General features: G+C 58.5%; 9 protein-coding genes and 2 pseudogenes. 1 reads left to right on the forward strand and 10 read right to left on the reverse strand.

The window, feature by feature from the left end:
- Window positions 1-442: 442 nt before the first annotated feature.
- Window positions 443-799, reverse strand: a complete 357-nt coding sequence (locus EN786_RS32405; RefSeq protein ID WP_024505577.1) for a hypothetical protein — start codon at window positions 797-799, stop codon at window positions 443-445.
- A gap of 682 nt (window positions 800-1,481) precedes the next feature.
- On the opposite strand from EN786_RS32405, the gene EN786_RS32410 reads away from it, so the two are divergent.
- Entirely contained in the window at window positions 1,482-2,621 is a 1,140-nt protein-coding gene (locus EN786_RS32410; RefSeq protein WP_126063922.1) for a porin, read from the forward strand.
- A gap of 482 nt (window positions 2,622-3,103) precedes the next feature.
- On the opposite strand, the gene EN786_RS32415 is transcribed toward EN786_RS32410, so the two are convergent.
- The 9 genes and pseudogenes from EN786_RS32415 to glyA form a co-directional block, all read right to left on the reverse strand.
- Window positions 3,104-4,975, reverse strand: coding sequence for an acyltransferase family protein (locus EN786_RS32415; protein ID WP_126080682.1), 1,872 nt, complete (start codon window positions 4,973-4,975; stop codon window positions 3,104-3,106).
- 83 nt (window positions 4,976-5,058) lie between these two features.
- The gene (locus EN786_RS32420) at window positions 5,059-5,619 is read right to left on the reverse strand and encodes a CpaD family pilus assembly lipoprotein (protein WP_063169261.1); all 561 of its coding nucleotides are present in this window, start codon (window positions 5,617-5,619) and stop codon (window positions 5,059-5,061) included.
- Window positions 5,620-5,631: 12 nt separating this feature from the next.
- On the reverse strand, window positions 5,632-7,053 hold the full coding sequence (locus EN786_RS32425) for a type II and III secretion system protein family protein (protein WP_050580548.1): 1,422 nt from the start codon (window positions 7,051-7,053) through the stop codon (window positions 5,632-5,634).
- Between the two features lie 71 nt (window positions 7,054-7,124).
- Window positions 7,125-7,811, reverse strand: a complete 687-nt coding sequence (locus EN786_RS32430; protein WP_024505585.1) for a response regulator transcription factor — start codon at window positions 7,809-7,811, stop codon at window positions 7,125-7,127.
- 812 nt (window positions 7,812-8,623) lie between these two features.
- A pseudogene (locus tag EN786_RS38950) lies at window positions 8,624-8,792 on the reverse strand (transposase); the annotation flags it as partial.
- Between the two features lie 714 nt (window positions 8,793-9,506).
- Window positions 9,507-10,541: an L-threonine 3-dehydrogenase gene (gene tdh, locus EN786_RS32440; protein ID WP_126063920.1), complete on the reverse strand. Its 1,035-nt coding sequence runs from the start codon at window positions 10,539-10,541 to the stop codon at window positions 9,507-9,509.
- Window positions 10,542-10,606: 65 nt separating this feature from the next.
- Complete coding sequence (locus tag EN786_RS32445; RefSeq protein WP_126063919.1) at window positions 10,607-11,620, reverse strand: adenosine kinase; 1,014 nt, start codon at window positions 11,618-11,620, stop codon at window positions 10,607-10,609.
- A 100-nt stretch (window positions 11,621-11,720) separates the two neighbouring features.
- Window positions 11,721-12,896 carry a methionine adenosyltransferase gene (gene metK / locus EN786_RS32450; protein ID WP_063169265.1) on the reverse strand — a complete coding sequence of 392 codons (1,176 nt, stop codon included), beginning with the start codon at window positions 12,894-12,896 and terminating at the stop codon, window positions 11,721-11,723.
- 57 nt (window positions 12,897-12,953) lie between these two features.
- A pseudogene (glyA, locus tag EN786_RS32455) lies at window positions 12,954-14,274 on the reverse strand (serine hydroxymethyltransferase).
- Window positions 14,275-14,341 lie beyond the last annotated feature (67 nt).

Below are 14,341 nucleotides of genomic sequence, written 5' to 3' on the forward strand. Positions count from 1 at the left end.
TCATTCTTTCGTTGCGCGCTCGTCCTGGTCTCTGACCTAAGTCAGTGCGTCCCGCTTATGTCGCAGTCTCGTTTGGACAGGATGGGGTCAACCACGCCGGGGAGCGCGCGTGCCATGGTTGCGCCTGAGGTGATGGTGCGGTGCCGCATTCAACGTCTGAGTAGTACGTGACGCCAGTGCAGTGTGCTTGAGGCGTCTGCGGAAGAACTTTGCAATGCGAAATTCATGTCCGACGCAACGGACCTGTCAAGCCTCGTTCAGACGCCATCCAGGTCCAGCCAGCGGCCTTCCCTGCCGGCCGAAAAACCATACCGGCTTTAGCCACCGAGACGCTCTAAAGCTGACGTCGGCTCATTTGATGAAAGGAGGACGCCGCTAGGGGGTGCACAAGGTTCCCCGGCTTGACGTCGCTTCGAGCGAAGAGCGGCGGTGTGGCTTGTCGTCAAGCGCCGGGCAGCGTGCCCCCTACCGATATCCCGAAAAGATCGACCAAGATGGCCATGCCGACGCCACACGCGGTCTGGATGAGGCCGACCATGAAAATGCGATTGGCGCGTTCGTAGATGGGGCGCCGCAAGGAACTCATGTCGAGCAGCATGGACAGCGCTCTCATCTGCAGTGCGATGCCGAGCAGGATCGGCACTACGGCGAACAGATCGTAGAGTTGCCATGGCAAGGGGTTCGCGGCCCAATGAGTGAGGAAGCCGAGCGAAAAGGCAAGCAGGATACCCACGGCAGTGATTGTGCCGTTGCGGAAAATGGTCTCGATCGGTTCTTCCTTCGGATCGTGCTCGTCCAAGCGGCTTCCTTTCGTTGCTCTTTCCGTCGAGACTAAGTTCTCGAGAATGCTGTTCATCGCCAATTACTCGAGGCGAGCCGTAGGCAGCCGTTTCAGGGTGCGCTCCCTCTCGCTTCCGGCCGCGCAATGTACCTGCACGGCGAACTTACAGCGGCGAAAAGGTGCTGCGGCCACCATGCGACGCCTCGGACGCGCACGCCCTCTGTTCCTGGCGCAGCCCTTGCGGAGCGTACGCGCAGTGATCCTTCTCGGTAGCGCATGGCGCGGCCTCCGTTGCGGTCAGACGGGAAGCCGTCGCTGTTAAACGAGACTGTCACATATCGAACATGGCGAACCGTGTCGCACATTGCTTTTCGCAGTGACCCTCAAAAAAAGTGATTCCAGCGAGACGAAGGCGCGTCGGCCCGATTTTGGTGTCGGCCGCATTTACGCTTCAGGTTGGCATGTCGCTTGCTGCTCTATTTCGGAGAGCTGCAGCGGTCCGACCGGAGTGTTTCACATGTAAACGATAATGAATCTCTTAACAGAAAACACTATTATAAGTACATGTGGCTTTTACGCTGGCTCACCTCTCGTGTCAAGCGCTTTGGCGTCCACATATTGGAGACAACACGCACAAAATTTAGAGGAAAAGCTTGCTCTTTCGCCTCTATCCTTTTTATTCCTTCATGGAGATCTAGACATGTACATCAAGAGTCCTCTTCTCGGCTTAACTGCTCTGATGACCGTTTCCGTCGGTCGAGCAGCTGGCGCCGAGCGGGAACCGGCCGAGTACATCAAGATCTGCGACGTCCTCGGCTCGGGATATTCCTATATTCCCAACACCGAGACCTGCCTGCGCATCGGCGGCTATGTCCGTTACGATATCGGCCTGGGTGACGTCCGATCGTATGACAGCGCAAGAACCTCGGACGTGAGAACTGGCGAGGACCAAGGCACTTGGCGAAACAGCACACGCTTCACGTTCAAAACTTGGACCGGCCAGCAGACCGAGCTCGGCGCGTTGACGACCTATACCGAAACCCACGTGAATTTTGGCAACAGCGCTAACTCGCATGACAGTCCTCAGAACTATGATTTCAACAGCGGCCTCGCACTGGCTTCTGCCTGGGTCGAGCTGGGAGGCCTGCGAGTTGGCAAGGAGGGGTCGGCCTTCGATACGTTTGTAAGCTACGCTGGCGACGTTCTCGATAGTATGCTCGTTCCGTCGGCCGGCTTCGACACCAACGTGGCTCAGTACCACTTCGACGCCGGCAACGGCATTTCGACTGTGATTTCGCTCGAACAAGGATCGGGCTCAGCCGGTACTATCGACAGCTATATTCCGCACGTTGTCGCCGGCTTGAAATACACGCAAGGCTGGGGCTCGATCACCGGCGTCGCGGCTTATGACAGCAATTACGAAGCTTTTGCCGGCAAGATCCGCGTCGACGTCGCTGTCACAAACCAGCTGTCGCTGTTTGGACTCTTCGGCTACGGTTCCAATGCCAGTCTCAACGAGGACTCAAACGGCGCAATTGCCAATCATGGGCGCGGCTCGTACAAAATCTGGAACGGCCAGTGGGCTTTCTGGGCGGGCGCCACCTACGAGTTTGACGAGAAAACTTCGTTCAACCTTCAGGTCTCGGGTGATCAGCTCAAGGATGCTGGTGTGGCTGCAAACGTCGCCTACATGGTCGTTCCCGGCTTCACGGTCACAGCCGAGGTCGATTACGACCACTACGGCAACTCTGGCCTCGGCCCTGCCGAGCCTACCGCCGTCAAGGGCACGAGCAAGCCGAACAGCGTCGGCGGCATTCTCCGCTTACAAGGCTCATTTTGAAATCTCTCCAGTCGCGAGCATGGCAAAGGCACTTGCCTCGACAACGCACGCATGGAGAGCTTCGTTCGCCATCTTGAAGTCTGCATCGACCGTCCACGGCCCATCGTACCAACTAGAAACTGAAAGTTATGAGCCCTGTGTACTACACCTAGCCCTTGACCTGCCCGATGAACCGGCCAGGGGCCGTCAGTTCAAATTCGGGGCCGCTTAGAGGGCAGTGTGAGGCCGTGTTAGGTAAGCGCCACTGCAATGTCGAGGCCGCGACACGCCTGTCGCTTTGGACGGCTGGAATTGCCCTTCGCGGCGCCATTCATTCTCTCAACATTTACGTGATAATGCACGCTGAGTCCGAGCCGCGTGGCAGCACCCATCCTAGGTCACTATCGGGGGGCCTTAAACCTGAACAGCTCCATCGTCGCGGCTGCTGCGGAAGCAGGAGCTATCACTGGGACCCGTACTGGTGCTTGTCAGCCGCTGAGCCGCTACTTCGTCTTAGGAAGAGCATTGTCCTTGCCAAAAGCCGGCCAGTATTTCGAGATTGCCAGTGTGGCGCCGGCTGAAGAGAAATGACCATAGTCGAAATATAAAAACTCTCCTCTATCGGAATAGGCGCAGCGTCCTGCGCTGCACAGGAATTTCAGCGGATCGATGAATGTGGCGCCTTTGGTAAATGAGCGCACACGTTCGTTGATGTCGGGGTCCATCGCGATCGGCCAGGACGTATCGTCCAGATTTTGGCGCTTGGCGAAGAACGCAATTTTCCGGACGTCAGTTGGGAACTGCGGAGACTGGCCGATGACAAACACGCGCACGCCCAGGGCACGAAGCGTAGCGATTGTTTGCTGAAGACCGTCGAAACCTCTGACCTCATAGTCACTCCATCTACCGCTGAGGATAACCGTCTTGATGTCCGCTTCCAAGATGACGTCCAAGGCCTTGCGATTGAACCGGACACAATCAAGACGATCGTAAGGGTAGTAATAGAGTATCGGCGCGCAGCTGGCGTACGTATATTCAACGATGTTCGCCTGCAATCGATTTATGTTAGCACCCAAGCCGGAAACATAGTGCGCGGCGAAGGAGTCGCCCCACAAAAAAACCGTTGTTGGAAAACCGCTGGTGCGCGTGCAATCCTCCATATTCCAGCTTTCGATCCGGCTGGTGCCCTCGTTGAAACAGATGCCATTCCTCCAGTCCCCGACGGAAATGCGCCGCTGGACATAGTCCGGAAACCGTTGCGGAAAGCCATTGCCGAGCGCCCCCGCCGCTCCGCCGGCACAAAGGACAACGATCGCGAGCGCTGAAAAGGCGAAGATAGGCCCCGGGGAGGTGAAGGCCCTCTTCTGTCGAAACGGCTGCTCTACAAACTTCCAGGAGAATGCAGCCAATGCGAGGCTTGCCACCAACATCGCACCGGTCATCAACGGATCGAGTTTTTGGAACGAAAGATAGTGCGCGAACGCATTGAGAGGCCAGTGAACAAGATACAACGAATACGAGATGAGCCCAATCCAGACCAGCGGCCGGACTTCGAGCATGCGGGTGGCGACCGTCGAGGGGGTATTTTGGCCAACATAGATCAGAAGGGCCGTTCCGATGCATGGATACAAGGCGTTGTAGCCTGGGAACGGATCACTCGCCGAAATCGCGAAGAACCCGATGGCGAGAAGGCCAAATCCGGCCACCCCCACCGACTCCATCAGGAATCGGTTGCCCAGCGGCGAGGGGCATTTGAGCATGAGCAGGGCGCCCAACATGAGTTCCCAGATTCGGGTCGGCAGCAGATAGAATCCGGCGGTGGGTGCCAGCGATGTCGCCATCACCGCCACTACGAAGCTGCAGAGAATTATCGGAAGAAGTGTCGTCAGCCAGCGCTTCCCGATGTAGCGATAGATTAGGAACATCAGGATTGGTGCGAAGATGTAGTACTGCTCCGCTACGGAAAGCGGCCAAGTGTGCAACAGTGGTAGAAGCGCGGCATCGATAGAGAAGTAACTTGACGTTTTCCAGAAGAAAACGTTCGACCAGAAGGTCGAGGTAGCTATGATGCTAAGACTGAATCCGCGCAGATCCGGTGGCAGAAGAATGAACAATGCTGCAATGCAGGTGAGAAGCATCACAAAGACGAGCGCCGGCAGAATGCGCCGGGCACGGCGCCAGTAGAAGTTGACGATGGAAAATTGGCCGCGTTCAAGGTCATCCAGGAGGCTTCCGCTGGTTAGGTAGCCGGAGATGACGAAGAAGATATCGACCCCGCTAAAGCCACCCGGGATCGCCGAAATTCCGAAATGAAAGAGTACGACCGGAAGTACAGCAACGGCCCTAAGGCCCTCGATATAGCGCCTATATTGCATCCAGCGGTTCCTTTTATTTTAGATCAGGACGCGATTGGAAGCTTTCAATCTCCGGTAGGAGTGCTGCCGAGATAAGGGCGGTATCAGCCACCTTTATCCGTCCCGAATGTTCTGTAAGTTGCAACTGGTACAGAAGCACGATCGCCATCGCCGGCCTTGACGGCCTGATTGTCGAGCAGATCGCGCGGATCGTTGACCATCACGGCCAGGTTATGTCCTGTCGAACAACCAAGCGGCTGTTTGAAGGATTCTTCATTGGGTAAGGCACCATATGAGGGACAGACCGGCGGACGGGCGTGATAGACAATCGCCTCAATTCGCACTGAGCCGGCGTCGTGTTGATCGCGCAATTGAATGTTGTCTTCTTCGATTGCCAACTGCCTGGCCTGATGGGCTACCCCTGCGCTGAGCTGGGGCGAACCGCTGATGAGGAGGTGGATGGCATCGAACCGGCCGCGACTGGCCTTGTCTAGGAAAACACGCAAACGCTGCCGTTCGGAAGCGCGCAGGCTTTGCAACGTCAGGACGGTGGTCTCCTCTCGGACAAGCATTGGTGCCGATGGTTCGACATCAACTGGCGTAGTGCTTGTGCAGCCACTTACGCTTGGTGCCAGAGCGACAAAGAGGATTATAAAACGCAACATCTTTGGATGACACTATTCGATGATGAAGCCGAGACCGCCCTGGGCGCTTGGCGCGCCCGCACGGATAGCAGCGCGGTCTCGCGGGGGACTTGTCACGGAATTCGTCGGAGCGCCCCCTCCGTTCAAAGCCGGTGCCGCCCGCTCGGTCGGTGCGCTCATCTGGTTTGGGTTGGAGCCTGGTCTTACAATGTAAGGCGTAACTAGAATGACCAGTTCTGACTCCTCTTTTTGAAACGAGGTCGAGCGAAAAAGCGGTCCCAGGATCGGCAGTTCTCCGAGCCAGGGAAAGGCCCTGACATCATTGTTGACGTTCCGCCTGATTAGACCGCCGATTGCGAAGCTCTGGCCGCTGGCGAGTTCGACGACCGTATCGGCTCGGCGCGTGGAAACTGCCGGCACGGAAATTCCGTTGATTTGCACGGCACCTTGCGTCGACAGTTCACTGACTTCGGGCGTTACGTGAATGTTGATTTGATTGTTGCTGAGAACTGTCGGCACAAATTCCAGACTGACGCCGAAGTGACGGAATTCAACCGATACCTGCCTGTTTTCCTGCAGGACAGGAATGGGAAATTCGCCGCCCGCGAGAAAGCTGGCCTTTTCACCCGACATAGCGGTGAGGTTCGGCTCAGCCAGGACGGAAGCTATATGCTCCTTGGCGAGCGCGTCGAGAACCGCGCTGACGTTGACGGCACCGTTGTCGAATCCGATTTCTGCTGTACCGCCACCCTGGGTTGAACCAGACCCAGCGCTTGCAGCGCTTCCGCTTAGAACGCCCACTTTGAAATTGCCGATTTGACCGAAGGCGGACAAGTTGACGCCGAGTGACTTCATGGCGCTGCGTGAGACTTCGGCTACGCGCACGCTGAGGTTAACTTGCAGGGATCCAGCGACCTTGATGTTGTTGACGACTTGCGCTCCGTCGCCCAGATATTGCTCAGTGACTCTTTTTGCGGTGTCGGCGACCTCTGCGTCGGGCGCCGTCCCGCTAAGGATTGCGCCGCGCGGCGTATAGTTGACGCGGATGGGATAGTCGCCGACCTGCTCCCGCAACATGGCGCGTAAATCCCCGATCGGTTGCGTGACAACGATACGCAATTCGGCGAGAGGCTCGCCATTGCCATCCAAGGCGAATAGGCTGGTCCGCCCCGATTTCTTGCCAAAGACGAAGATTGTTTTGCTCGATGGCGCCTGAAAATCCGCGATCGTGGGGTCAGCAACAAAGATGGTCGTGGCTGGCGCGGGCAGATGAACGGTCTCCCCGAGCGAAGAGGAAAGGGTCAGCGTGGCGTTGATGCTATTCGAAGCCGCATGCGGCGGGCCTTTGTCCTGCTTGTTTTGCGCCGCGACACCAAGTGGGAAAGTCACAATAAGCGCGCAGAGGAGATGGCCCAGGTAACGGGGAACTGCAGGTCTTGTAACCTTGTTGGCGATCGCCCGCCAATTGAGCGCATGGCAAGGATGTTGAAGGATCAGCAAAATAGATCTTCTTTCGATTCGACAAACTATGCGGACGAGGCGTCAGTCAATTCTAGGATGTAACCAATGCCTCGGATGGTCTTGATCCGTGGCGTTGCACCTGATCTGGTCAGATGTCCCCGTAAACGATAAATTCCGACTTCAAGCGCGTTGGCAGACACGTCGTCGTTGAATGAATAGAGGTGATCTTCCAATTGCGCACGGGGCACGATGCGGCCTGCCCGGTTAAGCAGGTGCTCTAGAATACAGAGTTCGCGACGTGCGATCATCATTGGGTGCCCATCAACGAAAACCTGGCGGGCGACCGGATCAAAGTCGAGATTGCCAAATACGAGCCTCAGGTCGGTCATCTGTGTCGCCCGGCGCAGAATGGCTCTCATTCTGGCAATAAGCTCATCGGTAGAGATGGGTTTGAGCAGAAAGTCGTCCGCACCACCGTTGAAGATCGCAATTCGCTTATCGAGATCGTTAAGGCTGCTCATAATGACGGCAGGAACTGAATGCCCGTGGGTCCTCAACTGCCTCAGCCAACCCAAGCCATCGCCATCTGGCAGAGCCAATTCCAGCAGGAGAATTTCATAGCTGGCGCAAGAAAATGCACTCGAAGCCAGTTCCAGAGTACCAACGACATCAACGACGAAGCCGCCATCCCCGAGCGCAAGTCGCATGGCGCGCGCAAGATCCGCATGATGATCCACGAGCAGCGTTCGCATTTCATCTCCTCTCGAAGAGGGACGGCCCATCGAACGCGTCACCGGCGGCCATCTGATCGGAGCACACGGCGCGCAACTCGTCGCAGCTCTCGGAACTGGTCCGAGTCGGAGGGACATGCAAGTCGCTCGGTGGCAATAGGCGCGGGTGAGGACCAACTGACGGGCTCAAATACGCCGGTCGGCGAACCCACGAGGCCAGCAACCCGCGTGCGATTTCTCGTTGCATCATCTCTCCTACGTGCAGCCCCTGCGCTCGCAAGGCAGCGTCGCGGCTCAGAGCCCGATTCCCACAGAGGGTAGGGTTAGCTTTCGAGAAACTGATTGAACAAATCGATTATTTGGATCGAATGCATCCACGGTATGGATGCAGCGCACCATCTTCAACGACTGCGGCGTCCTGATGCACTGTTGTGTCTGTCGTGCTCTGCTTTTTTCGCTGTCCTTCAAGGCTGGCGAGCCTGGTGGAACCTGCGCGTCATTGGCTTGGTAGCTTGAATGCTCAACAACGGAGCGCCCTGCGCAAAGCCGCTCTCATTTCCAAAAAGCCTTGCAATCTGGTTGGAGCACTTCGCGCTCGACACCAAAATAGGCGAGGAAAACTGACGTCTGACAGGGATGTACATGCAACAGCCGATTTGCGGCACCAGCAAACGACCGCGTTCAGGCTGAAGATCGACGACCAACGGCTCCTCGATTTCCGCACCGACCGCTTTTACAAGCTCTTCCTGTGCGGGCGGATGCCGGCAAACAGCAGCACAGGGTCAGCGAAACCGGGAGCGGGCCTGCTTGATCGCCATGATCACATTGCCGCTGTCGCGCGTGCGGAGCGGAATGCAATCGGTCCAGCCGGCGGCAATCCGGTCAGCACCATCGTCTGCACGAAGCTCCCTGACGAAGACGTGCCCGAATGCGCTCAACAAAGCCGGGCGGCGGATCTTTCCAATCGCCGAAGGTGCGGGCTGGCACCGAGCGGCGAACTGCGAACTCATTCCTGCCCGGCGGCGCTGGCCGCCGCGAGCGTCGATGCGGACCCAGCCGCTCCGAATCCTCCCACAACACGATGAGCGCGTCGCGGACATCGCTGCCGTAACAGCGGCTGCGGCTCTTGCCCGCAGACGGCCTCTGCTCACGACGGTTCATAAGACGGATCGCGCGCTTGCGAATAATAGCCGGTTACCGCCTCGAACTCATCCAGAATGCGCCGCTTGTCAACGCCGCAATAAAGCTCCACGATCGCCGCTTCACCGTGTCGCCATGCTGAGCCGCGCCATCCTTCCCCCGAACCGGAATGGCACGACCTGTCCATCCCCTTTGGAACAGGACACTATTGGTAACATTTTGCTTGAGGCAATGCGGCTCGTTGCCTTCCTTTTCGCTGACCGGAAGGGTACCGGAAGTCGTCTATCGCATTTTACCCGCTGAAAGCGGCAACACCTCGACCTCAATCGCAGATCATAGGAAATAGACGATCGCGTCGGGGCCTCAGCATCGGTTCACCGGGTTTCCGTCATCGACTGAAGCGAATTGCCCCATCGACCGTCACCGGGTGGGCCGCGATACGTCGCCGTGTATGATTAGCGAGCGCACGTAGCGGAGCCATAGCTCTCCACCCAGCCATGTTCCCCTAGTTGGAAAATGTCCGGCGGACCAGAGGTGCTGTCGTCAGCTTTTCCTGAATAGCGGCCAAGGCAATCCCTACCAGTCCATCACCACCTTGCCGGAACTGCCGCTCTTCATCGCATCGAAACCGATCTGAAAATCGTCGATGCCGATGCGGTGGGTGATCAGGCCGGAGACATCCAGCGGACCCTGCACAAGCGCGATCATCTTGTACCAGGTTTCGAACATCTCGCGGCCGTAGATGCCTTTGAGATGCAGCATCTTGAAGATGACCTTGTTCCAGTCGATCTCGAAGCCGGTCGGCGCGATGCCCAGAATGGCGATCTTGCCGCCATTGTTCATGGTGTCGATCATGTCGCGGAAAGCGGGGGCGGCGCCTGACATTTCGAGCCCGACGTCGAACCCCTCGGTCATGCCGAGCACCGGCATGACGTCGCGCAGCTTCTCCTTCGAGGCGTCGACGACATGCTGGACGCCGAGTTTCTTGGCTAGCGCCAGCCGCACCGGGTTGATGTCAGTGATGACCACTTTGCGCGCGCCGACGCATTGGGCGACGAGCGCGCCCATGATGCCGATCGGCCCGGCGCCAGTCACCAGCACGTCCTCGCCGACCAGATCGAAGGACAATGCGGTGTGGACGGCATTGCCCAAGGGATCGAAGATCGCGGCAATCTCATCGGGCACATCGTCGGGGATCGGCACGACATTGTGCTGCGGGATCGCCAGATACTCGCCGAAGGCGCCTGGACGGTTGACGCCGACGCCGAGTGTGTTGCGGCACAGATGCCCTCGCCCGGCGCGACAGTTGCGGCAATGGCCGCAGACGATGTGGCCTTCGCCCAATACACGCTGGCCGACCTTGTATTCGGTGACCGCTGCGCCGAAATCGGCAACGGTGCCGACGAATTCATGGCCCGTCACCATCGGCACCGGCACCGTCTTCTGCGCCCACTGGTCCCAATTGTAGATGTGCACGTCGGTGCCGCAGATCGCCGTCTTCTTGATCTTGATCAGCACGTCGTTGGGGCCGATTTCCGGCACCGGCACCTCTTCCATCCAGATGCCCGGTTCGGCCTTGGCCTTCACAAGCGCCTTCATCATGTTCGACATCAGGATTTCCCTATTCCGTGATTGCGCTTCTGGCGAGATAGCCTGCACAACGGGAAGGTAGGCCACTAACTCGTTTGAACGTCCGGAATGGTCAGCCCCGCCTGCTCGGCCTCGCGGCGCAAATTCTGACGGGGCCTGGGGCCGATCTGCTGGATCACCAATCCGGCTGCCAGTGAGCCAAGGTCGCCGCAAGTCTGCAGGTCGCGGCCTTGCGTGTAGCCATGCAGGAAGCCGGCGGCATAGAGATCGCCGGCGCCCGTCGTGTCGACCAGTTCCTTGATGGCGGTCGCCTTGATCACCACGGTCTCGTCGCCGCGCACGATCACCGAGCCTTTTTCCGAGCGGGTGACGGCGGCGATCCGGCAATCCTTGCGGATCTGGGCCAGCGCCTCGTCGAACGACGATGTCTGGTAGAGCGACTTGATCTCGTGGCTGTTGGCAAAGACGATGTCGACCGTGCCCGAGCGCATCAGGTCGAGGAATTCGTCGCGGTAGCGGTCGACGCAGAACGAATCCGATAGCGTCATCGACACTTCTCGGCCTGCCGCGTGCGCCAGCTTCGCCGTCTGGCGGATTGCCTCCTTGGCGCGCGGCGGGTCCCACAGATAGCCTTCGAAATAGGTGACCTTGGCGCCGGACGCCTTGTCGGCTTCGACATCCTCAGGGCCAAGCTCGACGCAGGCGCCGAGATAGGTGTTCATCGAGCGCTCGCCGTCGGGCGTGACGAAGATCATCGAGCGCGCCGTCGGCGGCTCACCCTTGAGCGGCGTGGTGCCGAAGGCGACGCCCTGCGCATGGATGTCGTGGGCGTAGATTTCGCCCAGCGCATCGTTGGAGACCTTGCCGAAGAAGGCCGCGCGGCCGCCAAAGCTGGCGACGCCGGCCGCCGTGTTGCCGGCGCTGCCGCCGGACGCTTCGATCGCCGGACCCATGCGGCTGTAGAGCAGTTCGGCGCGTTGTGTGTCGATGAGGTTCATCGCGCCCTTGATGATGCCGTTGGTCTCGAGGAATTCCTCGTCGCACTGGGCGATGATGTCGACAATGGCATTGCCGATGCAAAGCACGTCATAATCCGGCATCAAAATCTCCGCCAAAACCCGAGCCGGCTTCTTGCCACGCCGGCCGGGCGTGGTCTCGCGAGTTGAAATGGGTTGCCGCATGCGCTTGATCCAGCCGCCCTCACGCAGCTGCCGGTCCGGCTTCACGCAGCAAATCGTCAGCTTTGTCCGTCTTCTCCCAAGTGAACTCAGGCTCTTCACGCCCGAAGTGTCCGTATGTCGCCGTCTTGCGGTATATCGGCCGTAAGAGATCAAGCATCTTGATGATGCCTTTCGGTCGGAGATTGAAAACCTCGAGAACAAGGCGCTCGATCCTTTTTTCCTCGATCCTTGCGGTTCCGAAGGTATTGACCATGACAGAAACCGGACTGGCCACGCCGATCGCGTAGGCAAGCTGAACCTCGCAGACCTCTGCAAGGCCGCTGGCAACGATGTTCTTCGCGACATACCGGGCGGCATAGGCCGCCGAGCGGTCAACCTTGGATGGGTCCTTGCCCGAAAAGGCACCGCCGCCGTGACGCCCGGTCCCACCGTAGGAATCGACGATGATCTTCCGTCCTGTGAGGCCGCAGTCGCCGGCAGGCCCACCGACCACGAACCGCCCTGTTGGGTTGACCAGAAATCTGATCCCCGAAGTATCCAGGTGGGCCGGCAGGACCGGTTTTATGATCTCCTCAATGACGCCTTCGCGGACCGTGGCTTGTGAGACCGCTTCGTCATGCTGCGTTGACAGGACTATGGTATCCAGCGCCACCGGGCGGAGCCCTTCGTAGCGTACCGACACTTGAGATTTCACGTCCGGACGCAGCCAGCCAAGCTGTCCCGCTTTCCGGACCTCGGCCTGTCTTTTCGTCAAATGGTGAGCGAGTTGGATCGGCAGGGGCATCAATGTATCCGTCTCGTTGCATGCGAATCCAAACATGATGCCCTGATCCCCTGCCCCTTGCCCGAGATCCTGCCCTCGTCCTTCATCAACGCCCTGGCTTATGTCGGGCGACTGCTCGGTGAGGGCCAGAACGACGGCGCAACGTCGACCATCAAAGCCAATCGCATCATCGTCGTAGCCAATATCGAGTATCGTATCGCGGGCGACTTGGCTGTAATCGATGTGGGCATGGCTGGTGATCTCGCCAGCCACAACGACCATCCCCGTCTTCACCAACACTTCACAGGCGACGCGCGCCTTCGGATCGGTGCGCAGGACCGCATCGAGAATGGCATCGGAGATGTTGTCTGCCATCTTGTCGGGGTGTCCCGCGCCGACGGATTCGGAAGAGAACACGAACTGCCTGGTCATAAAAATGCCCTCGCTTCAAGTGCTGGAGTTAGTGAGGAGTTTCTGGATTGGGGTGGCTTATCGGTCGCGGATGCCGGGAACATCGAACGCAGTGCAGAAGTCGGCAACGTCTCTTCGTACGCTCGCATGAACTTCCTGGTCATCGGGCTGGCGGCAGACCGAGTCGATGAAAGCGGCGATCTGCACCATCTCCGTTTCGCGCATGCCCATGGACGTCACCGCTGGTGTCCCTAAGCGGATGCCGCTTGTCAGCGCCGGATGCCGCCGGTCGCCCGGGACCATATTGAAATTCGCAATGATGCCTGCACGCGATAAGCGCTCCGCATAGGCTTTGCCTGACAGCGGCCGGTCCCGAAGATCAAGGATCAGCATGTGATTGTCAGTGCCCCCAGTGACGAGTTCATAACCTCGCTCCAGAAGCGCCTGGGCCAGAGCCTTGGCGTTGTGGACGATCTGCTGACCGTAGACACGAAAGGACGAGTTCGCTGCTTCCTGCAAAGCGACGGCAAGCGCGGCGATAGTATTCATATGCGGTCCGCCTTGCAGAAGAGGGAACACGGCGCAGATTGTGTTTGCTCTTCGGATGATGGAGGGGCTGATAACGGTCTTCATTCCTTGATAAAATGAAGCCACCCCGGGGACCGCGGATCGACTTGTGAGAGGTGCTGGTGACCACATCGCAATGGGACACGGGGTTCGGATGCACTCCTGCGACAACCAGGCCGCAGATGTGGGCGATGTCAGCCACCAGATACGAGTTCACCTCCGAAGCAATTTCGGCCATTGCCGCGTAGTCAAAAATACGCGGATAAGCAGTTCCGCCGACCCAAATTAGCTTCGGGCGTTCCCGCTTGGCGGTCTCGCGCAAGTGGTCATAGTCAATTTGCTGTGTCTTTTCGTGCAGCCTGTACGGGACGCGCTGATAATCGCTGCCGGAAAAATTGACGGACCAACCGTGAGTCAGATGGCCGCCTTCGGGTAAAGGCAAGCCCATGACTTTGTCACGGGGGCTCAAAAGCGCGCGATAGACAGCCTGGTTGGCTGGCGAGCCTGAATAAGGCTGGACGTTGGCGTGTTCACTGCCAAATAGCGCTTTCAGGCGCTCGATCGCGAGGGTCTCAAGCTCATCGACGATCTCGTTTCCGGCGTAGTAGCGCGCACCGGGGTATCCCTCGGCATACTTGTTGGTGAAAATCGACCCGGTCGCTTCCAACACCGCCGAGGAGGCAAAGTTCTCGGAGGCGATCAGTTTGAGAGTTGTCCGCTCCTGACGCTCCTGTCTTAGAAGCAGTTCGTGAACGCGGGAGTCGACGGCGGCTAAGTGAGGCCGCCCGTAAGTGTCGGGCTGCGCGATGGCGCCGCCGGCGGAGTTATCCATGGTAGTCGCGCTCCATTTGGACTGATCTATTTCACGATCAAGCAGGCGGTCCCTTCAACCGCGCGTC

The sequence above is a fragment of the Mesorhizobium sp. M4B.F.Ca.ET.143.01.1.1 genome (assembly GCF_004792275.1).
Taxonomy (GTDB): Bacteria; Pseudomonadota; Alphaproteobacteria; order Rhizobiales; family Rhizobiaceae; genus Mesorhizobium; species Mesorhizobium abyssinicae.

Excerpts from the sequence above, each read along its gene's own strand:
- metK (WP_063169265.1), bottom strand. The coding sequence starts at position 12,896 with ATGACCAGGCAGTTCGTGTTCTCTTCCGAATCCGTCGGCGCGGGACAC.
- EN786_RS32420 (WP_063169261.1), bottom strand. The coding sequence starts at position 5,619 with ATGTTGCGTTTTATAATCCTCTTTGTCGCTCTGGCACCAAGCGTAAGT.
- EN786_RS32445 (WP_126063919.1), bottom strand. The coding sequence starts at position 11,620 with ATGCCGGATTATGACGTGCTTTGCATCGGCAATGCCATTGTCGACATC.
- EN786_RS32410 (WP_126063922.1), top strand. The coding sequence starts at position 1,482 with ATGTACATCAAGAGTCCTCTTCTCGGCTTAACTGCTCTGATGACCGTT.
- EN786_RS32415 (WP_126080682.1), bottom strand. The coding sequence starts at position 4,975 with ATGCAATATAGGCGCTATATCGAGGGCCTTAGGGCCGTTGCTGTACTT.
- tdh (WP_126063920.1), bottom strand. The coding sequence starts at position 10,541 with ATGTCGAACATGATGAAGGCGCTTGTGAAGGCCAAGGCCGAACCGGGC.
- EN786_RS32430 (WP_024505585.1), bottom strand. The coding sequence starts at position 7,811 with ATGCGAACGCTGCTCGTGGATCATCATGCGGATCTTGCGCGCGCCATG.